Genomic DNA, 20608 nt, shown 5'->3' on the forward strand with positions numbered 1-20608 from the left:
TCGAGCGAAGGAAGACTCGTGAACGCGGAAGTCCGACGGCGATCAGGATTTGACGACGGTCGTGTCCGCAAGCATATCTCCGACCCGCTGGCTGTCGTCCGTTACCAGAATCAAAACGATCGCGACGAGCGTTGCGATCAGCGTCCCGCCGAGTAGCTTCGTGAGATTGCGGAGAATCGAGCCACCCCATCCGCACTCGGTTCCGTTCGTCTGCACGACGCGGATCCCGAGCACCATTTTCCCGGGCGTTTGCCCCCACGTCGCTTCGGAATAGATGTAGTACATCGCAACGATCGGGAGTGCAACGAGCTGTGCGCCCTCGCCGATAACCGGAAAGAGAGCGAGCACGACGATGACGACCCCGATAAAGAGGACGATTCCGTCGACAATGTAGGCGAATCCGCGCTCGAGAAGCGAGGCGTGATTTGTCAGCTGTGATTCCATATTAGAATGGTTGAAAGACGTGTGTAAGATAGTTTTCGACTTGTCGCTGCTCGAGTCAGCGGCGAAAACGCCCGCCGTCGGCGACGCTCCAGAAGAAACCGGTCGCAGAGATTCTCGCGCTGCTCGAACTTGTTCAGGTCAATAACCCATGTGACACATTCTCGTATACTTTTCCGGTTTCCGAATACCACCTCTGTATTAGTTTGGCATCACCTGCCGCGGCGGAGTCACCACCGTGAGCCGGTCCCGTCGCAGTTCAATTAGACCATGCTCTCCCGGAGAACTGTCCGGCAACCGGTCACGTCTATCTCGCTGTAACGGTATACGATGCAGAAGTCGAGTTCGACGCACCGACCGGGTTCGATTCGAACTAAAACGGCTGAATCAACCGTGCGACAAATGTATTATTTGTTTACATTATTTCCACCAACTGCTGTAAATGATTCCAAAACCGTGCTGAATACAGGGTAGTATATCAGTTAGATTACCACATTCATCGAAAATCACCGCACTAGCTGAGGGAAAGACACGGTCAACCCATTCGATAGTTCTATGAGGTTCGTTAGCGTGCATCATACCACGTTTCCTCAAGCGACCCATTTTCGCATGGGCGAATCACTGGGACAGGGGAGTGTACCGCGACTGGTGACCGAAGCCGCTCGTGAAGGAAGGTAAGAGAACATGAGTGATACAGACTATGCTGGCATTACAAAAAGCCAGAAAGAGACGTGGGCAACGGGCGATTTCAACGAGATCGCCCGTCAGAACGTGGTCATGGGAGAGGCGCTCTGCGAAGCGGTTGACCCGCATCCCGGGCAACGTGTGCTGGATGTAGCCTGTGGCAGCGGGACAGCAGCACTGGTTGCAGAGCGCCGGTACTGTGAGGTCACAGGCCTCGACTACGTGCCCGAATTGATCGAACGTGCCAAAGCGCGGGCACAGGCCAACGGGCAAGCCGTTGATTTCCGCGTTGGCGATGCGCAGGACATGCCGTTTCCTGACGACAGCTTCGATGTAGTGCTCTCGGTGTACGGAGTGCAATTTGCGCCTGATCAGGAGCAGGCAGCAAGCGAGTTGCTTCGGGTTTGCAGACCAGGAGGCAAAATCGGTCTGGCAGGCCCGATCCCCGAGGGATGGAGTGGCGATTGGTTCGCTGCCCACGCCCAGTACGTCCCTCCACCACCCGACGTACAGTCGCCCCTTCGGTGGGGCACAGACGAGGGACTTGACGAGCTACTCGGTGCTGGCACTCGTTCAATCGAGAGCGAGCGGCGGACAGCACTCCAATACTATCGGTCGGTCGACCATGCAGTGGACGTGTTCAGCACTTACTTCGGCCCGACAATCCGTGCGTTTGAGAAGGTCGAGTCGGAAGCACACGATCGTCTTCGGAACGACCTCAGGGATGTATTCAGCCGCTACAACCGCGCAACAGACGATACTGCAATCGTTGAGAATCAGTATCTTCAAACCATTATAACCAGTGAATAAATAGCTCGAAATTAGTGGAGAGAGATGCACGGTATATCTACGGTCAATACTGGGGGTTTGATCGAGGCGATCTCTATCCAGTGCACCGTTTGTGACAAATCCTAAATAACCCCTTTATCGGCCTGTTACTGCCTTTGCCCGTATTGATCCAGTGGACTGTGATCGTCTCCAGCCATCCACCGTGATAATCGCACCCCGAGTTACCGCTTCCCACGCTGATTTGTTCAGGTCAATAACTCACGTAACATAGTTCCGTGTACTTTACCGGTATCCGAATATTCCCTTTGTAGCAGTGTGTTCGGAATCGCCGCTCTGAAGGGGCCTGTAGGCAGGGGCGATTCCGACGCGTCTCTACGAATCGAGGGAGGGCAGTCGTACTAGCCGCCGACTGCTGATAGGTGCGTACGCGTACTGTATCGTCTGGGCCCGCTAATTAGTGGCGGTGCCGATTCGGGTACTGGGGCACTGCAAACATCTGCTAGCGCAGTGGTCAGTGACGGTTCATTCGTCTTCAGCATAACCGACCTCTCGCAGTTGCTCGGCGTCAGTGAAGACGTACTTCCCGATAAGGAGGCTGCTCGTCATACTCGTCAAGCCCCCTGCACCGAAGATCATCGCCATGATGACGAACTGGTACAGGGCGGCGTAGATCGGGTTCTCACCGGCGAGGATCATCCCCGACATGATACCCGGTATCCACACCCAGCCGAGACTCTTCAACGAGTCGATGACCGGAATAAGTGAGGCCTGAACACCGGTTTCGACGTGACGGGAGATAACTGCGCTGGGCGGTGCACCGAGCGACAACCCAGCTTCGATCTCCGCGCGGTTCGATACAATTTCACTCTTGAACCGGTCGAGTGCGAGTGAGTTGATCTGCATCGCGTTTGCGATGATCATGCTTCCGACGGGTACCAGGTTGCGTACGTTCGCCTCGATGGCACCGGTTACCGTCATCGTGACGATCACCAGCCCAGATCCGAAGACGATTGCAACGAACGACACCCGGACGACACCCGGCAATCCCTCACCGCGATTCTTCGAGATCCACGTCGCCCCACCCATCATACCCAGTAGGATGACACCGCTCCAGACCAGATCGACCGTGAGTAGAAGGCCGACGATCATCCCCATCGCAAGGATCTGGACAAATCCGCGCACGAGTGCGACACCGAGTTCGCGTTCGAGAGCCAATCCACGAAACCGTGAGAGGCCGACGACCATGGCCGCAAGTACCGACGCGGCGGTGACTTGCAGAAGTCCAGTCAACAGAACTGGGTCTCGGAGTTGTTCGAGTAAATCCGAAACCACGGCGATGTTGGTCACGGCAGAACCTCTCCGACAGGCCCGATACGCACCATGCGACCATCACGTAGTTCCATGACACGGTCGCCAATTCGGCGAGCCTGCTCCTCGTCGTGGGTGACGAGAACAACGGTGACATCGAGACCTGAGAGTAGTTCTTCGACACGCGCTTCTGAGGCCGAGTCGAGGCTCGCAGTCGGTTCGTCGAGCAACAGCACCTCTGGGTCGTTCAGGAGGGTACGGGCGAAGGCGACGCGCTGTTTCTCGCCACCGGAGAGGTCTTCGACGTCACGGTCAGCGTATCCGTTGAGGCCGAGTTGAGCAAGCATTCGTTCGGTTCGGGTCTCGTCAACCGGCTCACCACGGAGCGACAGGCCGCGAGTCGCGTTTTCGAAAACCGTGCCTGGAACCAGTGCCGAATCCTGGGGAACGAGGCCCACGCAAACCCTGAGTTCACGAGGCGACAGTACCCGGTAATCCGTCCCATCGATGTACACTGTCCCGTCAGTCGGTTCATCGAGTCGATTGAGTAGACGAAGAAACGAGGATTTCCCAGCACCGGATGGCCCGACGATAACGAGTACCTCACCGGGTTCGATCGACACTGAAACGTCCTCGATGAGTGTCTCATCGTCCACGACCCGGGTGAGGTTTTTCGTCACGAGAGGTGGCGGCGTCATACCCTATACTCTAGTGGTAGCACCGAAAACCTCGATGATTCGTGTACTGCTTGTTTAGTGGCTTCCCAGCATCTTTAATTCCTCTGTGAAGTCATCTCGCTTATTTCGATTCTGTTGAGCGAGAGAAATTGTCGAACCAAACAGCCAATATTTACAACAACCAGATATTTTCCGCTCGCCAATCCGACGACGAATCCGCTGGACAGTAGCCGGGAGCTCCCTGTTTTCTAATCGAGGATAGAAGTTCTAAAAACCCTATTTTGACTACCGACTCTCCCGCTGCTCAATTGTTCAGGTCTCAAACTGACGTTACAGGTTTCGTCTACTTTTCCGCTTTCGGACTCTGTGACGAGAACTTTGATGGAAAGTCGGTGGATCAAGTGTTTACTCTTCGATTTCGAACTGCGGGTTCCAAACAACTTCCCATAGGTGGTCGTCCGGGTCTTGGAAGTGGCCCGAATATCCGCCCCATACACGGTCACGTGGCGGGTCGGTAACTTCTGCTCCTGCTTCTTCCGCCGTCTCCATCACGTCATCGACTTCTTCTTTCGACGCGACGTTGTGGCCGATAGTGAATTCCGCAGGACTTGACGCAGTTTCGTCAACGTATGCATCTTCCGCGATTTGATGTTTAGGGTAGAGTGCAAGCTGCAAACCGTCGTTCAGCGGGAAGAAGGCAACGGCTCCGCCTTCGAACTCTGTTCCGACGATACCCTCCGTTCGCCAACCCAAGCCATCACGATAAAAGCCGAGTGATTCCTCCAAATCGTTGACTCCCAACGTGATGACTGTGATTTGTGGTTCCATGACATGAGCAGTCATTTGGGCTTGACACTTGCCCTGTGACCACCGTATAGAAAGGGCGGTGACGAGAAAGCCTCTCGTATAAAGAGGATTATAGTCCTTATCAACTGAACTTCTCTACCCGATAGGCACAATTTCCGTCTGTTCGCCGTTTTCCGGGGGACTAAACCGGGCAGTGATGTGCGTTACCGCTTATCACGTTGCTCAACTTTGTTCAGGTCTCGGACTGATGTTACAGATATCGTCTACTTTGGCGGTTTCCAGTACATCTACTCAGTCGTCATCAGCTGTATACGCGCCACCACGACGTTTAATTCGAGCAACGACCATTCGGTGCTCGTCTTGGTGGAAGGTGACCGCAAGACGGAATTCACCGATACGCACCTTACGGCGTGAGCTATTCTGGAGCGGTTCGCCATAGTCTGGTGGATCGCGCCACGGAGAATCGACGATTTCGTCGAGTTTGTCGATGATGCGCTGCTGCTCGTTCGAATTGAGCGCATCGAGGTCGTCCTGCGCTTTCGATGCGAGTTCCCACGTCCACTCGTCGTCACTCATTCGTCGCGTCAGTGCCGAATCGTTCGCGTGCTTCTTCGGCACTTATCGTCCGTTGTTTTTGGACATCCTCTTCCGCTTGGAGGAGTGCAACGAGTTCGTCGCGGTCGAACGTGGGATGTTCGACGGCATCGCGTAAGGTATACCGAATAAATTCGCTACGGCTGTTGAATCCCCGTCCTTGCCACGTGTCTTCGATTTCGTCGAGAAACGACCGTGTGACTTTGAAGTTCACCGTGACGATCTCGTCGTCGCCATTGTTTGTGGCCGCTTCAGACATACGCATGTATTACCAGCGTGTTACCGTAGGTGTTTCGGCGTCCGAACGCTGAAGCTCTTGGCGAAAAGAAACAATAGTGAATTCGTGAAATCCGTGTCGTTTACTACCGATTCTCACGCTGCTCTACTTTGTTCAGTTCGATCAACAGCCGAAAGATCGCTTTCACGAGATTCGCGTCGACGTCGAACTGCTCCGCGTTTCGTCCCGCGCGCTCCATCACCTGTTCTTCCTGTTTCTCGTCGGTCGTCGGCAGCCCCTTCTCGTCTTTGACTGCCGCGATCGTATCCGCGACGTAGGTACGCTGGGCGATCAGTTCGACGATCTCGCGGTCGATCGTCTGGATTTCCTCGCGCAGTTCGTCGAGGTTCATCTCCTCCGGTGCTCGCTCTGCCGGCTCGTTTTCGTCGGTATCGATCTCGTCTGTGGTCATGTCGTTCGTGTCCCGTCGGTTCGCGTCGCCAGTAATCGTGTCGTTCCGTCGCGGTCGTTCCACCGATCCCGTACTTCCTCGAGCGTCGCTCGATCCCCGACGGCGACGTAGCTCGGTCCCGTTCCCGAGAGCGAGACGCCCGTCACGTCGGGGAGGGCGTCGATCATCGGCGCCGTCGAGAACTCGAGTGCGCCACAGAAGGCGAAGCCGTTGACCGTCATCGCCTCGCCGTAGCGTCCCGCCAGGGCGAGTTCCTCGACGAGGTCGGCCATCGGCGCGATCCGTTCGCAGGCCGAGGTGTCGGCGTCGGCGCTGTAGGACTGCTCCGGCGGCGTGTAGACGAGTACGTCCCACTCGACCGGCTCGCGGGCGAGCAGTTCGTCGGTGGTGTTGTCGGTGACGGTGACGCCGCCGAGCATGCTCGCGCTGGCGTCGTCGAACGCGCCCGTCACCGTCACGCCGGCCTCGCGGGCCGCCCGGACGCCGAGCCGACAGGCGTCGATGCGGTCGACCGGGTCGCGAATCTCGAGCGCGTCGAGCGTCGCGAGCACCGTCGCGTTCGCCGCGGCGCTGGAACTCTTCAGTCCCGAGGCCATCGGCACCTCGCTGTCCGTTCGCACGCGAGCGCCGACGTCGGTCGACGTCAGTCCCGCGTCCTCGGCGTACTCGTCGATCGTCAGTGCCGCACAGCGCTCGATAAGCGTGGCGTCGGCGTCCGGCTGGTCGGCGATGGTACCGTCGATCTCGCCGTCGGTCGTGAGTTCGACGGTTGCCGTCGTCTCGAGGTCGATCGCGAACGCCGATCCGCGACCGGTCGCGAGCGCGTTCAGTACCGTTCCGGCCGCCGGAGCTACAGCCCGGCCATCCATACCCACCTCTCTGTCGCGGGGTCTATTTACGGCTGGCGGTCACGGCGAGTAGTGGGTGATCCGCCTCCGGAGCGAAGATCCGCGAGCGAACGTCGCTGGCGGAGCACACGGTTTTTCTCCGGTCCGTTCGAATCGGTCCGTATGAGCCAACGCAACAACGTCGCACCCAGCACGATCGGCGTCGACCTCGTGGAGGGTGGCGTCGTCGTCGAGTACCTCGACGGCCGGGACGTCTTCTACCACGGCCCGCCGGAACCCGTCGAGGGCGCCGTGAAGACCCCGCCCGGGAAGGAGGTCCACGTGCTCGTCACCGACCCCGACGGCCTCGAAGGCGTCATGACCTACGTCAACGACCGGAACACCCACGACGACATCCTCGAGTCGACCGGCGTCGGCCGCGTGATGCTCGAGGGAGACGACGAGGAGGTGCTGTTTCCGGGCGTGACCGTCTCCACGACGGCGTACTCGATCCGCGTCGAGGCCGACCTGTCGGTCGTCGACGGTCGCGTCTTCGTCTTCGCGGAGGACGAGATGAGCGAGCACGCCTACGAACTCGTCGAGGAGGCGAACTGATGCCGCTGCAAAAGCCGTGGCGCGACCTCGATCGGGACGCCGTCGCCCGCGCACCCGATCGCCCCGGCGTCTACGAACTCGGCGACGGCTCGGGGACGGTTCTGTCGGTCGACCACGGGGTGTTGCGCGACGAACTCAAGACGGCGCTAGCCTACGGGGACGGCGAGCGCGTTCGCTGGACGGAGACGCACACCCTGGACCAGGCTCGAGAACTCGCGGCCGACCACCGCGACCGGTTCGAGTAGGACGGCAGCTCGGCCGACTCACTGAATGTAGGACGGATCGCTTCCGTCGCAGTGTTTCTCGTGCTCCGTGGCGTCGGACTTCTCGTCGAAGAGGAGGCCACAGGTTTCGCACTCGTACCAGGTGGCGTCGTCCCGTTCGGTCTGGACCACCATGGCAACCGGTGCAACACGGATCCCCAAAGGCGTTTCTCCGGCAGAGGCCGAGGGAGGCCGCGTCGACTCGAGGACAATTCTCAAGACTGCCGGCCGGAAACTACTCCGTATGAGTGGGTCGGATGCGAACGGCGTTCGCCTGTCGGTTCGAGCCGCGGAGAAGCGCGACGCGGGTCGCGGCGTCGCGCGAATCCCGGAGCAGGCACGGCGACAACTGGGCGTGTTGAGCGGCGATACCGTCGTGATCGAGGGGATGAAGGCGACCGTGGCGAAGATGTGGCCGGCCGATCCGTCGGTCCCGGAAACCGTCGTCCAGATCGACGGGGACACCCGCGCGAACGCCGGCGTCCACGTCGGCGACACGGTTGCCGTCAGATCCAAGGACACCTCGACTATCGGGGAGGCAGAGCGGGTCACGCTCGCACCGCCCGCGTCGCTCGCCGCGAGCGAACAGCAGATCGCCGAGCGCGACGCCGCCCAGAAACTCCGGAACAGACCGGTCCGATCGGGTGAGCAGATCCGGATCGAGGGCGTCAGCCAGGACCCGTTCACCGTCGTCGACACCACCCCGGACGGCGACGTGCGGATCACCAGTACGACGACGGTCCGGATCGCGGGCCCCGGGACCGCGACCGACGACGGCTCGAGTAACCAGTCCTCCAGTACTGACACCGGTGCTGCCGGGAGCACCGATTCGGAAGCCGTCGTCGAACCCGAACAGACTGTCGGCCCGACCTACGAGGACATCGGCGGGCTGGACGAGGAACTCGAGCAGGTCCGCGAGATGATCGAACTGCCGCTGTCGGAGCCCGAACTGTTCCGACGACTCGGCGTCGAGCCCCCTTCCGGAGTGCTGCTGTACGGGCCACCCGGCACCGGAAAGACGCTGATCGCCCGCGCCGTCGCGAACGAGGTCGATGCCTCCTTCGAGACGATCTCCGGCCCGGAGATCATGTCGAAGTACAAGGGCGAGTCCGAGGAGCAGCTTCGCGAGGTGTTCGACCGGGCGCGCGAGAACGCGCCGACGATCATTTTCTTCGACGAGATCGACTCCATCGCCGGCGCTCGCGGCGACGACAGCGACGCCGAGAACCGCATCGTCGGCCAGCTACTGACGCTGATGGACGGCCTCGACGCCAGGGGAGAGGTGATCGTCATCGGCGCGACCAACCGGGTCGACGTCATCGACCCCGCGCTGCGCCGCGGCGGCCGATTCGACCGCGAGATCCAGGTCGGCGTCCCCGACGAGTCGGGGCGCAAGGAGATCCTCGAGGTCCACACCCGCGGGATGCCTCTCGCCGACGACGTCAGCGTCGAGACCATCGCCCGACGAACCCACGGTTTCGTCGGGGCGGACCTCGACGCCGTCGCGAGCGAGGCCGCGATGGCCGCGATCCGGGAGCGGCCGACCGACGCCGACGACCGCGAGGAGTGGAACCGCGAACCGAAGGTCACCAAATCCCACTTCGACACCGCGCTCGCGTCGGTCGAGCCCTCCGCGATGCGCGAGTACGTCGCGGAGTCGCCGGAGATCGACTTCACGGACGTCGGCGGCCTCGAGGACGCGAAGGCGACGCTCCGCGAATCGGTCGAGTGGCCGCTCACCTACGATCGACTCTTCGAGGAGACGAACACCGATCCGCCGTCAGGCGTCCTGCTGTACGGTCCGCCAGGGTCGGGGAAGACGCTGCTCGCCCGCGCACTCGCCGGCGAGACGGACGTCAACTTCGTTCGCGTCGACGGACCCGAGATCATCGACCGCTACGTCGGCGAATCGGAGAAGGCGATCCGCAAGGTGTTCGAGCGCGCCCGGCAGGCCGCACCGTCGATCGTCTTCTTCGACGAAATCGACGCTATCACGGCCGCCCGCGGCGAGGGCCACGAGGTCACCGAGCGCGTCGTCTCGCAGTTGCTAACCGAACTCGACGGCATGCGGGAGAACCCGAACCTCGTCGTGCTGGCCGCGACGAACCGCAAGGACCAGATCGACCCCGCGCTGCTTCGACCCGGGCGCCTCGACACCCACGTCCTCGTCGGGGAACCCGACCGCGAGGCCCGGGAGAAGATCCTCGAGGTCCACGCCGGCGACAAACCCCTCGCCGAGGACGTCGATCTCGACGAACTGGCGGACGAACTCGAGGGGTACACCGGCGCCGACCTCGAGGCGCTCGTCCGGACGGCCTCGATGAAAGCGATCCGCGAGGTCGCGGACGCCTACGAGCCCGACGAAGCCAACGAGCGGGCCGACGAGGTCGTCATCGAGCGACGACACCTCGAGGCGGCGCGCGAGGAGACGAACGCGTCCGGCTGAGGTGCACGGTTCGCTACCCGACGGTGTTCCGAGAGGTGTCGTCCCGGTGAACAACTCCTTCGTTGTTCCTCCCGTCGTAACAGCAGCGTTTAGTTAGTCGAGTGAGGGGAAGCGTTGATGAGATGCAACGGGTGTGGGAAATCGATCGAAGGGGTTCGAACGTACAAAGCGGTCGGTGAGGGTGGCAGGGGTCTCGGCGTGTATCGTCCGGAGTGCGCGCCGTGAATCGCCTCGGGGGCGAGCCCCGGGCATTTTCCTCGACCGCTTGTAAACCGCTCGCGCTACCGTCGCGTTACGAAGCCCCGGTCGCGGCGTCTGCGTCGTCGGACTCGTGCTCGAGCCCCGTCTCGAGCAACGATTCCTCGGACGGTTCGAGCACGATCGTCTCCCCTGCGGTCATCGAATCACCTTTTGCGACGGTGATGTCCTCGATATCGACGCCAGGTGGGAAGAGCAGGTCGACGCGGCTCCCGAAGGCGATGTGGCCGAGTCGCTGGCCGCGCTCGAGTTCCTCGCCGGGTTCGACGTAGGGAAAGATGCGCCGGGCGAACGCGCCGGCGATGAGGGTGACGGTTGCCGGCGCCGTCGTCGGCGCGGACGAGGATTCGTCGCTCGAGTCGGTCTCGTCGCCGTCCTCGATCACCAGATCCGGCAGCTGTGGCGACTCGGTCTCGAACTCGACGTGAACGCGTTCGTTGCGGTCCGACTCCTTCGAGAACGCGGGACGATTCGCCCCGGAAACGTGTTCGACGTCGGCGACCGTGCCCGAAAACGGTGCGCGGACGACGTGGACGTGCCAGACGTTCATGAAGATCCCGAGGCGGACGCGGTCGCCCTCCTCGCGGAGGACCGAGACGTTCCCGTCGGCGGGCGCGACGACGCCGGTCGGCGGCGGCGTCCGGTCCGGATCGCGGAAGAAGGCGAGCGTTGCAACCCCGACGACGAGCGCGACGACGCTGACCGCGACGCTGTAGAGCAGCGCGAACGGCGCGGCGAGCAGTGGGACGATGGCGTACTTCCAGGCCCCCGGAGCGAAGTTCATATCGGGTTCCACGCGGCCGAATCGTATTGTCGTTACGGTGAGGCCGGACGGATCAAAACGGGCGTCATACGGACTGCTGTAAGTCATTTTCGGAGCGACCGCGACCCGTCCTGCGGTCGCTCCGGTAAATCGTTACAGCAGACCGTATCAGTCCCAGAACGACTGGGTGCGGGCGTACTCGCGCTCCTTCGAGAGGATGTCCCGGTAGAAGTCCTCCTCGTTCTCCCGAAGCTTGCTGATGATTAGAGCTGCGTTGTGCGGGCCGACGCCGCGGGCGGCCATCGCGACGACGGCCTGCTTGCCGTGGCTCTGGACGAGACTCGCGCTCTTGAAGGCGCGCTCGGTCATCTCCTCCTGTTCCTCGTCTTTCTCCTCGGCGCGGACCGCTTTGACGACCTCGTCGGCCCATGGGTTCAGCGAGGCGATCCGGGTCGAGCCGCACTCCGGACACTCGGGTTGGTCGGCGACGCGTCGTACCTTCGTTTTGACCTTCCACTCGTGACAGTGGGTACACAGTAGAATGACGCGGTCGTCTCGAATGCGTTCTTTGACCGTCTCGATGACGCTGGCGTCCGCGTTCTCGGGAGCCAGCAGCTCCTTGCCCGACGAACGGCCGCCCATCCCGACGGGGGTCCGGCCGCGGTGAGTAATCAGTTCGAGATCGCCCGACTGAATCCCTTCGAGGACGCGGCTCGCGCGTTCGACGTCCAGATCCTCGTGGAACACCTCGCGGATCGCCTCGTCGTACATCGGGGTCTCCTCGAGCGCCGAGAGCAGGCGCTCGTTCGACATCCGACCCGACCCCTGCCAGCGCTTGAGCGTGCCGAACTTCGCGGACACCTGTGCGAGCCGGAAGGCGAGCGCGTCCGATCCCTTGAGTCCGAGTTCGACGATGGTCTCGACGTGGTCCGGATCGGTCTCTTCGAGGATTCCCAGCACGTCGCTCGTCGCGATCGAGTTCGGCACCTCGAGTTCGATCCGGTAGGGGTCCGTCTCGAGACCGACCGACGACCCGGCCTGCTGGCCGAGGAGTGCGGACAGGACCCGGCCGAGCGTCTCGTTCGTCTTGTGACCGAAGCAGGCGTTGAGGACGATCGATCGGCCCTGGCGCTCGAGGAGGAGCCGGTCGGCCGTCGGCATCGGCGCCTCGGCGTCGAGCTGGTCCTCGAGCTGCGAGCAGGCCTCGGTGAGGGTGTGCTCGTCCGCCGGATAGCGGCCCGCGACCTCGCGGCCGACCGCGGCGGCGTCGATTCCGGCCGACAGCTGCGGCTCCGCTACTCCCCGAATCTCGCCGACCTCGCCGGCGACCGCGGCGGGAACGGGGATCTCCTGGCCGATCCAGGACGGGACCTCGCCCGCTGGGTCCTCGATCGGGCTGACCTTCACCTTCCCCTCGTCGTCGTCGATCTCGGCGATGCGCCACATCTCGCCGCGCTGGATGAACACCTCGCCCGGCTGGGCGAAGTTGACGACGAACTGCTCGTCCAGGGTCCCGATTTGGGAGCCCGAGGCGATGTCGTGGACCTCGTAGGTCTCCTCGTCGGGGATCATCGAGAGGTTCGCGTAGACGTACTGCCAGGTTCCGCCCGTCGTTTCGACGCGGTCGTCGGCCTCGTCGGACCAGAGGATCCGGTTGCGGTGCAGTTCCCCGACTATCTCCCGAATCGTCTCCGCGGTGACGTCTCTGAACGGGTACGCACGCGTGATCGTCTCGACGGCCTCGCGGACGGGGGTCGCGCCGCGGCTCTGGACGATCGCCGGGAGCTGATTCGCGACCACGTCGAGACTTCCCTCGTGGATCGTCGCGGGCTCGACCTCGCCGTCTCGAGCGCGGCGCGCGATCGCGAGCGCCTCGAACGTGTCGTCCGGGCGGGTCGTGACGATCGTGCCGCTCGAGACCTCGTCCTGACGGTGGCCAGCGCGTCCGATCCGCTGGAGAAGGCGGGCGACCTGCCGGGGACTCTGGTACTGGATCACGTGGTCGACGCGGCCGACGTCGATGCCCAGTTCCATCGAGGAGGTGCAGAGCAGCCCCTCGAGTTCGCCGGCCTTGAACCGGTCCTCGACGTCGATCCGGGCCTCCTTCGAGAGCGAGCCGTGGTGGATTCCGATCGGCAGGTCGAGTTCGGTGAATCGCGAGCCGAGGGCCTCGGCGGTCTGTCGAGTGTTGACGAAGACGAGCGTCGACTCGTGGGCCGCGACGAGGTCGCGGATCAGCCGGACGTGACTCGCCGTCGAGGCGTCGGTGACGAGTTTGCCGGCGAGCTCCTCGTCCTCCTCGGTACTCTCCGGGCTGCGGACGGTGACGTCGACGTTGCTGCCGACGTCGATCTCGCGAATTTCGCAGGCGCGGCCGCCGGTGAGAAACTGACCGACGGCCTCGGGGTCGCCGACGGTCGCCGAGAGCCCGATGCGCTGCATCCCGCCGGCGAGGTCGTGGAGGCGCTCGAGTCCGACGGAGAGCTGTGCCCCCCGCTTCGAGGCCGCGAGTTCGTGGACCTCGTCGATCACGACGTGGGAGACGTCCTCGAGGCCCTCCCGAAGGCGTTCGCCGGTGAGCATCGCCTGCAGCGTCTCCGGCGTCGTCACGAGGACGTCCGGCGGATTCTCGGCCTGTTTTCCCCGCTGGTACTGGGTCGTATCGCCGTGGCGGACGGCGACCTCGAGGTCCAGGTACTCGCCCCACCACTCGAGGCGTTGGCGCATGTCGCGGTTGAGCGCCCGCAGCGGAGTGACGTAGAGCGCGCCGAAACCGTCCGGCTGCTCGTCCACCAGGTGGTCGAAGACGGGTAACATCGCCGTCTCGGTCTTGCCACTCCCGGTCGGCGCGATCACGAGCGTGTTCTCGCCGGCCGACAGCGGCGGAATCGCGAGTCTCTGCGGTGCCGTCGGCGTCGAGAAACCGCGTTCGGAAAGCGCCCCGCGAACCGTCGTACCGAGGTGTGTAAAGGCGGCGACGTCTCCCTCAGTCATCGAGACGACTATGGGCGAACGGCGGATAAGCGCCACGTTCTCGGTTCGCGCCGCGGCGCGTATACCGTGCCGTTACTCCTCGTCCGCATCGTCAACATCGTCGTGAACTTCGTCGGCGACGCTCTCGTCGATCGTCATCTCTCCCGGCGTCGCCGGTTCGTCCTGCACGTCCGGCTCCGCTCGCTCGTCGATCGCTTCGGACGAGCGTTCCTCGTCGGTCAGATCCACGTTCGTCTGTTCGTCGTCGACGTGTTCGTCGTCCTCTCTCCCGTCGTCGCTTCCGTCGGTCTCGGTCGCCGAATCCGCCCGCTCAGTTCCGTCGGGCGAGCCGATCTCGATCCGCGTCCGTCCCTGCGGCGTGGACCCGCCGCGCTGCTTTCTGACGTCGTCGACTGTGGCCACCGGTCCGATCGACTCGAGATACCGATCGACGAGATTCGCGAGGACGACGAGAGCGGCTCCGACGATTGCGAGGCGGGCGATCCACCCGATTCGAAACGTCCGGAGGAGCGAGTTCGTCGACCGTTCGTTCGAACTGGCCTGGTCGCTGTTGGCGGCTCGAAAGCCCATCGGACCAGCTACACGCGGTACTGGCAAGTTGGTTCGGCGCGCGAAGGCAAGCCCCGACCGGCTCGGTCGCGGTCGCTTTGGCAGTCGTTACCGGATCGAAACGGATCCCTAGCCGGCCGCGCGTAGCCGGTAGACGGCACCTGTCGTCGGGTAGGCTGCGTATAGTATACACCCATCCCCTCGGCGGTACACTCGAATGAGTACTACAAGTTCGAGACAGTCATCGAATCGGACGGCTCGAGAGGAGACGGTTCGCGAAGCGCCGATCGCGCGCCGACGTACGGTCCCGACAGAGCCGCCGCGAACCGCTGCAGCGGAGAACGACCGCGAGACGGTCGTCCGGGAGTGAACCATGGCCCGCGTACCTACCCACCCGGACGGCCGCGCCGCCGTCGCCGCTGCCTTCGCCGTGGTCGCCGGACTCCTCGCGGTCGGTCTCCTCGTCGGTCCCGCGGTCGTCGGGGCGACGATGGCGAGCACCGGTCCCGCCGTCTCCGAAGAGGCCTACGCCGAACCCGTGCCGGAGCCGGGAGATCCGTACTTCGAAGCGGCGGCGAACGACGGTAGCTGGATCAGCTACATCAACCCGCGCGACGAGTACCGCAGTCCGTACCTCGGCGACGGCTCCGGGAAGATCTGCGTCGCGCTGTTCAACGAGGCGGGCGAACCGATCGCCGGCGAGACCGTCCCGAACACGACCGTCACGGTGCCGACCGGGGACACGATCGGATGGCACACGCGGGCGGATCCGATGGTCGTCGAGTACCCGCTGACGGACAACTACGAGCGACCGCTCGATGCCGACCAGTTCGGGACGACGTCCGATCTGCCCCAGGGGGACGGCTACCTGGATTCTCACTGCATCGAGGTACACGGCCTGCCCGAGGACGAGACGGTCGAGTACGGCGAGGCCGAGGTCGACGGTGAGCACGCCGATCGAATCGAGGTCGTCGGCTACGTGCAGCAGGCACACGACACGTGGGACACCGACGTCGATCCGGTCGAAGACGCCGAGCCCTACGAGAACGCCGGCGGCTGGACGTACGAACCCGACGGCTCGCACGGCCAGGCGGTCGTCGTTCTCCAGCTAACGGGCGGCGAGGACGGCGAGATCGGCAACGGCGAGAACGTCACCGATCAGGATGACGAGACGTCGACGGAATCCGAGTCGTCGGACGACGAGAACAGCACGAACCAGGAGGGCGGTCAGGCCGCTGAATCGGGCGGCGCGGACGACGTGCCCGGATTCGGCGCCGCGGCGGCCGTGATCGCGCTGTCGCTGGCGCTACTCGTCGGGTATCGACGGTGAGCGGCGGGTCGATCGGAGCCGAGTGATCGACGGCGGTCCTCGCCTCCCCTCGAGCGCGAACAACAGTCTCAGGTACCGGAACTCCGTGCCATTTACTGAACGCGAGCGCCGATAGACAGACATGACCGACAACCGCGCCGAATGGATGGAGCCCGTGGACGACGAAATTCTCGAGTTGCTGCAGGACGAGGATATCTTCATGCCTGATCAGATCGCCGAGGAGATCGAGCCCCGCGTCCCGCACGTGGCCTACCGGTGTCGCGAACTCGTCGATCACGGTCTCGTGACGAAACACGCGACCGGAATGTACGACATCAACGAGCGGGGCGAGCGGTACCTCGCGGGCGACCTCGATCCGGACGACCTCGAATCCGACGACGCGTAGCCGTTCTTCCGGTCGTTACTTCGTTTCGACGGCCTCGGGTGCGTGTTCGTCTACAAAGGAGACGACGGTCTCCGTTCCCTGGAACCCCTCCGCCATCCGGCCGGTCTCGGAGCCGCCCTCGAAGAGCACGAGCGTCGGAACGGACCTGATATCGAACCGATCGACGAGCGTGATGTCGTTGCCGGGGTTGAGCAGCCCGATAGCGACGTCGGTTACGCGCGCAACGTTTCCGAGTACCGGCTCCATCGCATTACATCGCTCGCAGCCCTTGGTGTAGAACTCGACGAGCGCGAGGTCGTTTCGCTCGACGAACTCGTCGAGATCCGCACCGTCCTCGAGTCGTCCCGGTTTCGGGGTTCGATCGTCCATACCCCGGGTACGGACTACGGCGGGAAACCAGTCGTGCCCGAACGGTCGTTCCAGACAGTCGTCGCTCCCTCGACGGGACGAGACTCGACTGATAATCCGGAGGTTATCGGCTAGAAGAGTGTAAGTCGGACCACGATATACGGATAGAGGACAATATGTTTGTGTAACACGCGCATATAATGTTCGGACAACAATCATCGAGAAAAGGTGCTTTATAACCGGAGCCCCTACGTGCCGATAATGACTCCGCCCACCAGTCGCGACCACGAGAAGCCCGAGCGACGGAAAGCGATGTTCTACTGCTGGGAATGCGACCACGCGGACCCTATCGAGGGAGACTGGATTCGCGACGGACGGGGCCAATCCGTCGCGTACGTCTGTCCCGATTGTAACACCGTCATCGCCGAGCGTCCGAAAGACGACGATTCCGGAAGGGGGCCGCGACCCACCGCCGCGTGGAGTCGAGTCGTCCGAACGTCCGTCTCCGTCTGGCGAGCGAGCTTCGGTGCCGGAATGGCGGCCGTAACGGCGACGACTCGAGATCGGTCGGACGACTACTGAATCGACCGCGTCGACGCAGACGGCTGTGTTCACCTGGCGGGTACGTTTGGTCGGACTGGTCCCGCCGAAACGGATTGATCCACAGTTCTCAACTTTTTGCGGTCGATTCGCGGCCGTCTTTCAGCCCCTTCGCTACCAGCGGCACTGTTGGATGACGAACGTCCAATATTATCCCTATTCGAGTATATTCGCCCACAGCAATAGAGTTTTAATGGATGGTTCCGTTGGATTACTCGAGTAGAAGATGTCAGATGGGAACCTGACCACCGCAGAACAGGAGGTACTGGATCAGATCGAGGCGAAGGACGTCGACTTCCTTCGGCTGCAGTTTACGGACATTCTTGGGACGGTCAAGAACGTCTCCGTTCCGGCACGGCAGGCCGAGAAGGCGTTCACCGAGGGGATCTACTTCGACGGATCGTCGATCGAAGGGTTCGTGCGTATTCAGGAGTCGGACATGCGTCTCAAGCCCGACCCCGAGACGTTCGCCGTCCTTCCGTGGCGGACCAACGGCGAGAGCGCCGCCGCCCGGATGATCTGCGACGTGATCAACACCTCGACGGGCGAGCCGTTCGAGGGCGACCCGCGCTACGTGCTGAAACAGGCCTTAGAGCGCGCCAAGGAGATGGGCTACACGGTCAACGCCGCGCCCGAACCCGAGTTCTTCCTGTTCGAGGAGGACGAAGAGGGTCACGCGACGACCGAGACCAACGACCACGGCGGCTACTTCGACCTCGCGCCCAAGGACCTCGCGAGCGACGTTCGCCGCGACATCATCTACGGCCTCGAGAACATGGGCTTCGAGGTCGAGGCGAGCCACCACGAGGTCGCCGAGGGTCAACACGAGATCAACTTCGAGTACGACGACGCCCTGACGACCGCCGACAACGTCGGCACCTTCCGCACCGTCGTCCGAGCGATCGCCGCCCAGCACGACTACCACGCGACGTTCATGCCCAAACCCATCCCGGAGGTCAACGGCTCGGGCATGCACACCCACCTCTCGCTGTTCACCGAGGACGGCGAGAACGCCTTCCACGACGACGACGACGAGTTCGACCTGAGCGAGGAAGCCCACGCCTTCACCGCCGGCATCCTCGAGCACGCCCCGGCGATCACCGCCATCGCCAACCCCACCGTGAACAGCTACAAGCGCCTCGTCCCCGGCTACGAGGCGCCCGTCTACGTCGCCTGGTCCGACCGCAACCGCTCGTCGTTGATCCGCAAACCCGCCGCCCGCGTTCCCGCAGCCTCGCGGGTCGAACTGCGCTCGCCCGACCCCTCCTGTAACCCGTATCTCGCGATCGCCGCGATGATTCACGCGGGTCTCGAGGGGATCGAGCGGGATCTCGACTGTCCGGATCCCGTCCGGGAGAACATCTACGAGTTCGATCAGCAGAAACGCGAGGAGTACGGCATCGAGACGCTCCCCTCGAACCTCGGCGAGGCCGTCGACGCCCTCGAGGAGGACGAGGTCGTCTACGACGCGCTGGGCGAACACATCGGCGAGAAGTTCGTCGAGGCCAAACGCGAGGAGTTCGAGGAGTACCTGATCGACGTCTCCCAGTGGGAACTCGACCGCTACCTCGAGACGTTCTAGACGCGATCGCCGCGACGACCCGGTCGCCGCTGAACGGTTTTTCTTCTCGAAGCGCCGTCGTCTCCTCGTGCGGTAGCCGGACTCTCGTTTCCGCTCTCTCGGTAGCGAAGACGCGACTCGAGTGACAGCGTTTTAGCCGCATCACACCAACGTCCCGACTGGATGGACGAATCCGATCGACCAGTGCCGCCGAACGATCTCGATCCGGAGCTTCGGGCGGTTCTCGAGGCGCTCGGCGAGGAAGACGCCGAGACCCTCCGGACCGTCGCGAGCCACGTCGACGACCTCGCGACGTGGGCCGAATCCAGCGCCGACCGGGAGTCGAAATCGGCGGCCGACGGCGAGATTTCGTTTCCGGACGACGTCCCGGATCGGGCCACCGTCACGATCACAGAAATCGGTGACGAGGAGTACTACTACTTCCAGTGGCGCGACGGCGACAAGATCAGGTCGAAAACCGAGCGGCAATAAGCGCGGTCGATCGGTCGGTCGATCTCAGGCGAGGTTCCACTCCTCGTCGTCGATCCGAATGACCGTCAACTCGTTGCGATCGCCGAGCAGTCGAACCGTGAAGCCGCCGTCATCGCGCTGCACCTGAAGATTTACTGTCATGACGTCGGCGGTAACCTCCTCGCTCTTGGCCGACGGTTCCTCGCGTCCCTCCGGGACGTCGAAATCGAAGTCGTCGTAGGAGACGTGCGTCGATTCCTCGATCAGGTCGTCGTCACCGTAGACGTCCGCGTCGATTCCCGAGGCATCCGTTTCCCGTACCTCGAGTCGGTACGTTTCCATCGTCATATTCCGAGCTTTTCTCGGCTCGAGAATGGTGATTCGGCTTTCGTGCGCCGGCAGCGCGCCAGGCCTCAGATCGCGTCGTAGGGGCCGAGCCGAGTGCCGTCGAGCAGGTACGCCTCCCCGTTCGCGAGCCCTTCCGGGAGAAACGGCGAGAGAAACGACTGCCCCGGAACGTTCACCCACGTCCCGCCGACGAGTCCGTTGAACGCCGGCAGCACGACCAGCCGCGGCGGCGTTTCGTCGGCCTCGAGCCACGAGACGCCCGCGTACTCGGGACGCTCGCGAAACGGAGCCGGATCGAGCCGTCCCCGAAGCCAGACCTGTTCGACCCGGCTGCCGCCGACCTCGTCTTCGAGACGGACGCAGGGGTGTTCGTGTCCGAGACAGAGCACCTCGCTCTCGAGCGCCGCCGGCGACGGCCAGGTGTGGCCGTGACAGACGCCGACCGAACCGAGCACGGTTCCGGCGCCGGGAAGGATCGTCGCGTCCTCGAGCCAGTCCTCGATGCCGCCGTCGTGGTTCCCCTTGACGACGGTGACGTCGAGCGTCGGCGAAGCCGACTCGAACAGCACCTCGAGTTCGCCGCGCTCGGCGCCGCCGGGATCGCCGATCGAGTGCATGAGATCGCCGAGGACGACCAGCCGATCGGACTCGGTGCGCTCGAGCAGCGCGAGCAGTCTGTCGCGGCGATCGGGGGCGCGGCTGGGGACGTCGACGCCGCGCTCGTAGCGCAGGCCGGCCTCGTAGCCGGCGTGGTAGTCCGCGATCAACAGCGCGCGCTCGTCCCCGGAGGTCGCGACCGCGGCCGGTTCGCCGGGGACGGGTTCGACGGCCGCCGGGCGATGCGCGTCGGGTCCCATTCTC

25 protein-coding genes are annotated in these 20608 nt (G+C 63.1%); 10 read left to right on the forward strand and 15 right to left on the reverse strand.

Translation table 11 applies throughout. The annotated features are described in order from the left end of the window. Positions 1–42: 42 nt before the first annotated feature. The gene (locus tag NED97_RS10550; RefSeq protein WP_252487005.1) at positions 43–444 is read right to left on the reverse strand and encodes an RDD family protein; all 402 of its coding nucleotides are present in this window, start codon (positions 442–444) and stop codon (positions 43–45) included. A 681-nt stretch (positions 445–1125) separates the two neighbouring features. On the opposite strand from NED97_RS10550, the gene NED97_RS10555 reads away from it, so the two are divergent. After that, on the forward strand, positions 1126–1935 hold the full coding sequence (locus tag NED97_RS10555; RefSeq protein ID WP_252487006.1) for a class I SAM-dependent methyltransferase: 810 nt from the start codon (positions 1126–1128) through the stop codon (positions 1933–1935). A 501-nt stretch (positions 1936–2436) separates the two neighbouring features. On the opposite strand, the gene NED97_RS10560 is transcribed toward NED97_RS10555, so the two are convergent. The 7 genes from NED97_RS10560 to NED97_RS10590 form a co-directional block, all read right to left on the reverse strand. Next, the gene (locus tag NED97_RS10560; RefSeq protein ID WP_252487007.1) at positions 2437–3204 is read right to left on the reverse strand and encodes an ABC transporter permease; all 768 of its coding nucleotides are present in this window, start codon (positions 3202–3204) and stop codon (positions 2437–2439) included. 53 nt (positions 3205–3257) lie between these two features. Then, entirely contained in the window at positions 3258–3920 is a 663-nt protein-coding gene (locus NED97_RS10565; RefSeq protein ID WP_252487008.1) for an ABC transporter ATP-binding protein, read from the reverse strand. Between the two features lie 384 nt (positions 3921–4304). Continuing rightward, complete coding sequence (locus tag NED97_RS10570) at positions 4305–4727, reverse strand: VOC family protein (RefSeq protein ID WP_252487009.1); 423 nt, start codon at positions 4725–4727, stop codon at positions 4305–4307. A 270-nt stretch (positions 4728–4997) separates the two neighbouring features. Continuing rightward, positions 4998–5282 (reverse strand): type II toxin-antitoxin system RelE family toxin, encoded by a 285-nt coding sequence (locus tag NED97_RS10575; protein WP_252487010.1) that lies wholly within the window; start codon positions 5280–5282, stop codon positions 4998–5000. Next, positions 5275–5559, reverse strand: a complete 285-nt coding sequence (locus NED97_RS10580; RefSeq protein ID WP_252487011.1) for a ribbon-helix-helix domain-containing protein — start codon at positions 5557–5559, stop codon at positions 5275–5277. The genes NED97_RS10575 and NED97_RS10580 overlap by 8 nt, the downstream gene beginning before the upstream one ends. Positions 5560–5662: 103 nt before the next feature. Next, positions 5663–5989, reverse strand: a complete 327-nt coding sequence (locus NED97_RS10585; protein ID WP_252487012.1) for a chorismate mutase — start codon at positions 5987–5989, stop codon at positions 5663–5665. Next, positions 5986–6858 (reverse strand): shikimate kinase, encoded by an 873-nt coding sequence (locus NED97_RS10590; protein WP_252487013.1) that lies wholly within the window; start codon positions 6856–6858, stop codon positions 5986–5988. Before NED97_RS10590 ends, NED97_RS10585 begins: the two co-directional genes overlap by 4 nt. A gap of 141 nt (positions 6859–6999) precedes the next feature. Between NED97_RS10590 and NED97_RS10595 the strand changes: the two genes are divergently transcribed. Beyond that, positions 7000–7431 carry a DUF5796 family protein gene (locus tag NED97_RS10595; RefSeq protein WP_252487014.1) on the forward strand — a complete coding sequence of 144 codons (432 nt, stop codon included), beginning with the start codon at positions 7000–7002 and terminating at the stop codon, positions 7429–7431. Next, on the forward strand, positions 7431–7676 hold the full coding sequence (locus NED97_RS10600; protein ID WP_148858990.1) for a DUF7508 domain-containing protein: 246 nt from the start codon (positions 7431–7433) through the stop codon (positions 7674–7676). Before NED97_RS10595 ends, NED97_RS10600 begins: the two co-directional genes overlap by 1 nt. Before the next feature lie 18 nt (positions 7677–7694). Here the strand turns inward: NED97_RS10600 and NED97_RS23100 are convergent, their stop codons facing one another. Beyond that, on the reverse strand, positions 7695–7829 hold the full coding sequence (locus NED97_RS23100; protein WP_013880488.1) for a DUF7128 family protein: 135 nt from the start codon (positions 7827–7829) through the stop codon (positions 7695–7697). Between the two features lie 109 nt (positions 7830–7938). On the opposite strand from NED97_RS23100, the gene NED97_RS10605 reads away from it, so the two are divergent. Next, positions 7939–10140, forward strand: a complete 2202-nt coding sequence (locus tag NED97_RS10605) for an AAA family ATPase (RefSeq protein ID WP_252487015.1) — start codon at positions 7939–7941, stop codon at positions 10138–10140. 292 nt (positions 10141–10432) lie between these two features. Here NED97_RS10605 and NED97_RS10610 read toward each other — a convergent pair whose 3' ends face one another. The 3 genes from NED97_RS10610 to NED97_RS10620 all read right to left on the reverse strand — a co-directional run bounded on the left by NED97_RS10610 (position 10433) and on the right by NED97_RS10620 (position 14725). Beyond that, positions 10433–11182, reverse strand: coding sequence for a protein sorting system archaetidylserine decarboxylase (locus NED97_RS10610; RefSeq protein WP_252487016.1), 750 nt, complete (start codon positions 11180–11182; stop codon positions 10433–10435). Positions 11183–11329: 147 nt separating this feature from the next. After that, the gene (locus NED97_RS10615; protein WP_252487017.1) at positions 11330–14155 is read right to left on the reverse strand and encodes a DEAD/DEAH box helicase; all 2826 of its coding nucleotides are present in this window, start codon (positions 14153–14155) and stop codon (positions 11330–11332) included. A gap of 72 nt (positions 14156–14227) precedes the next feature. After that, positions 14228–14725 (reverse strand): hypothetical protein, encoded by a 498-nt coding sequence (locus NED97_RS10620; RefSeq protein WP_252487018.1) that lies wholly within the window; start codon positions 14723–14725, stop codon positions 14228–14230. Positions 14726–14921: 196 nt separating this feature from the next. On the opposite strand from NED97_RS10620, the gene NED97_RS10625 reads away from it, so the two are divergent. From NED97_RS10625 to NED97_RS10635, 3 genes are all read left to right on the forward strand, one after another. Next, positions 14922–15074 (forward strand): hypothetical protein, encoded by a 153-nt coding sequence (locus NED97_RS10625; RefSeq protein WP_252487019.1) that lies wholly within the window; start codon positions 14922–14924, stop codon positions 15072–15074. A gap of 3 nt (positions 15075–15077) precedes the next feature. Next, entirely contained in the window at positions 15078–16034 is a 957-nt protein-coding gene (locus NED97_RS10630) for a PGF-CTERM sorting domain-containing protein (RefSeq protein ID WP_252487020.1), read from the forward strand. Between the two features lie 121 nt (positions 16035–16155). After that, entirely contained in the window at positions 16156–16419 is a 264-nt protein-coding gene (locus NED97_RS10635; protein ID WP_252487021.1) for a helix-turn-helix domain-containing protein, read from the forward strand. Positions 16420–16434: 15 nt separating this feature from the next. Here NED97_RS10635 and NED97_RS10640 read toward each other — a convergent pair whose 3' ends face one another. Further along, entirely contained in the window at positions 16435–16788 is a 354-nt protein-coding gene (locus NED97_RS10640; protein ID WP_252487022.1) for a thioredoxin family protein, read from the reverse strand. A gap of 240 nt (positions 16789–17028) precedes the next feature. Here NED97_RS10640 and NED97_RS10645 point away from each other — a divergent pair, with 240 nt between their 5' ends. The 3 genes from NED97_RS10645 to NED97_RS10655 all read left to right on the forward strand — a co-directional run bounded on the left by NED97_RS10645 (position 17029) and on the right by NED97_RS10655 (position 19420). Beyond that, the gene (locus NED97_RS10645; protein WP_252487023.1) at positions 17029–17349 is read left to right on the forward strand and encodes a phage terminase large subunit family protein; all 321 of its coding nucleotides are present in this window, start codon (positions 17029–17031) and stop codon (positions 17347–17349) included. A 244-nt stretch (positions 17350–17593) separates the two neighbouring features. Further along, complete coding sequence (gene glnA / locus NED97_RS10650) at positions 17594–18949, forward strand: type I glutamate--ammonia ligase (protein WP_252487024.1); 1356 nt, start codon at positions 17594–17596, stop codon at positions 18947–18949. A gap of 162 nt (positions 18950–19111) precedes the next feature. Continuing rightward, positions 19112–19420, forward strand: coding sequence for a hypothetical protein (locus tag NED97_RS10655; protein WP_252487025.1), 309 nt, complete (start codon positions 19112–19114; stop codon positions 19418–19420). A gap of 24 nt (positions 19421–19444) precedes the next feature. Here the strand turns inward: NED97_RS10655 and NED97_RS10660 are convergent, their stop codons facing one another. Both NED97_RS10660 and NED97_RS10665 read right to left on the reverse strand, forming a co-directional pair. Beyond that, positions 19445–19747 (reverse strand): hypothetical protein, encoded by a 303-nt coding sequence (locus tag NED97_RS10660; RefSeq protein ID WP_252487026.1) that lies wholly within the window; start codon positions 19745–19747, stop codon positions 19445–19447. Positions 19748–19812: 65 nt separating this feature from the next. Next, positions 19813–20604: a metallophosphoesterase gene (locus NED97_RS10665; protein ID WP_252487027.1), complete on the reverse strand. Its 792-nt coding sequence runs from the start codon at positions 20602–20604 to the stop codon at positions 19813–19815. Positions 20605–20608: the final 4 nt, after the last annotated feature.

This window comes from Natronococcus sp. CG52 (assembly GCF_023913515.1).
GTDB lineage: Archaea > Halobacteriota > Halobacteria > Halobacteriales > Natrialbaceae > Natronococcus > Natronococcus zhouii.

Bases quoted from the DNA above. Each gene is read 5' to 3' on its own strand.
- NED97_RS10550 (WP_252487005.1), bottom strand. From the start codon at position 444: ATGGAATCACAGCTGACAAATCACGCCTCGCTTCTCGAGCGCGGATTC.
- NED97_RS10555 (WP_252487006.1), top strand. From the start codon at position 1,126: ATGAGTGATACAGACTATGCTGGCATTACAAAAAGCCAGAAAGAGACG.
- NED97_RS10565 (WP_252487008.1), bottom strand. From the start codon at position 3,920: ATGACGCCGCCACCTCTCGTGACGAAAAACCTCACCCGGGTCGTGGAC.
- NED97_RS10570 (WP_252487009.1), bottom strand. From the start codon at position 4,727: ATGGAACCACAAATCACAGTCATCACGTTGGGAGTCAACGATTTGGAG.
- NED97_RS10575 (WP_252487010.1), bottom strand. From the start codon at position 5,282: ATGAGTGACGACGAGTGGACGTGGGAACTCGCATCGAAAGCGCAGGAC.
- NED97_RS10580 (WP_252487011.1), bottom strand. From the start codon at position 5,559: ATGTCTGAAGCGGCCACAAACAATGGCGACGACGAGATCGTCACGGTG.
- NED97_RS10585 (WP_252487012.1), bottom strand. From the start codon at position 5,989: ATGACCACAGACGAGATCGATACCGACGAAAACGAGCCGGCAGAGCGA.
- NED97_RS10590 (WP_252487013.1), bottom strand. From the start codon at position 6,858: ATGGATGGCCGGGCTGTAGCTCCGGCGGCCGGAACGGTACTGAACGCG.
- NED97_RS10595 (WP_252487014.1), top strand. From the start codon at position 7,000: ATGAGCCAACGCAACAACGTCGCACCCAGCACGATCGGCGTCGACCTC.
- NED97_RS10600 (WP_148858990.1), top strand. From the start codon at position 7,431: ATGCCGCTGCAAAAGCCGTGGCGCGACCTCGATCGGGACGCCGTCGCC.
- NED97_RS23100 (WP_013880488.1), bottom strand. From the start codon at position 7,829: ATGGTGGTCCAGACCGAACGGGACGACGCCACCTGGTACGAGTGCGAA.
- NED97_RS10605 (WP_252487015.1), top strand. From the start codon at position 7,939: ATGAGTGGGTCGGATGCGAACGGCGTTCGCCTGTCGGTTCGAGCCGCG.
- NED97_RS10610 (WP_252487016.1), bottom strand. From the start codon at position 11,182: ATGAACTTCGCTCCGGGGGCCTGGAAGTACGCCATCGTCCCACTGCTC.
- NED97_RS10615 (WP_252487017.1), bottom strand. From the start codon at position 14,155: ATGACTGAGGGAGACGTCGCCGCCTTTACACACCTCGGTACGACGGTT.
- NED97_RS10620 (WP_252487018.1), bottom strand. From the start codon at position 14,725: ATGGGCTTTCGAGCCGCCAACAGCGACCAGGCCAGTTCGAACGAACGG.
- NED97_RS10625 (WP_252487019.1), top strand. From the start codon at position 14,922: ATGAGTACTACAAGTTCGAGACAGTCATCGAATCGGACGGCTCGAGAG.
- NED97_RS10630 (WP_252487020.1), top strand. From the start codon at position 15,078: ATGGCCCGCGTACCTACCCACCCGGACGGCCGCGCCGCCGTCGCCGCT.
- NED97_RS10635 (WP_252487021.1), top strand. From the start codon at position 16,156: ATGACCGACAACCGCGCCGAATGGATGGAGCCCGTGGACGACGAAATT.
- NED97_RS10640 (WP_252487022.1), bottom strand. From the start codon at position 16,788: ATGGACGATCGAACCCCGAAACCGGGACGACTCGAGGACGGTGCGGAT.
- NED97_RS10645 (WP_252487023.1), top strand. From the start codon at position 17,029: ATGACTCCGCCCACCAGTCGCGACCACGAGAAGCCCGAGCGACGGAAA.
- glnA (WP_252487024.1), top strand. From the start codon at position 17,594: ATGTCAGATGGGAACCTGACCACCGCAGAACAGGAGGTACTGGATCAG.
- NED97_RS10655 (WP_252487025.1), top strand. From the start codon at position 19,112: ATGGACGAATCCGATCGACCAGTGCCGCCGAACGATCTCGATCCGGAG.
- NED97_RS10660 (WP_252487026.1), bottom strand. From the start codon at position 19,747: ATGACGATGGAAACGTACCGACTCGAGGTACGGGAAACGGATGCCTCG.
- NED97_RS10665 (WP_252487027.1), bottom strand. From the start codon at position 20,604: ATGGGACCCGACGCGCATCGCCCGGCGGCCGTCGAACCCGTCCCCGGC.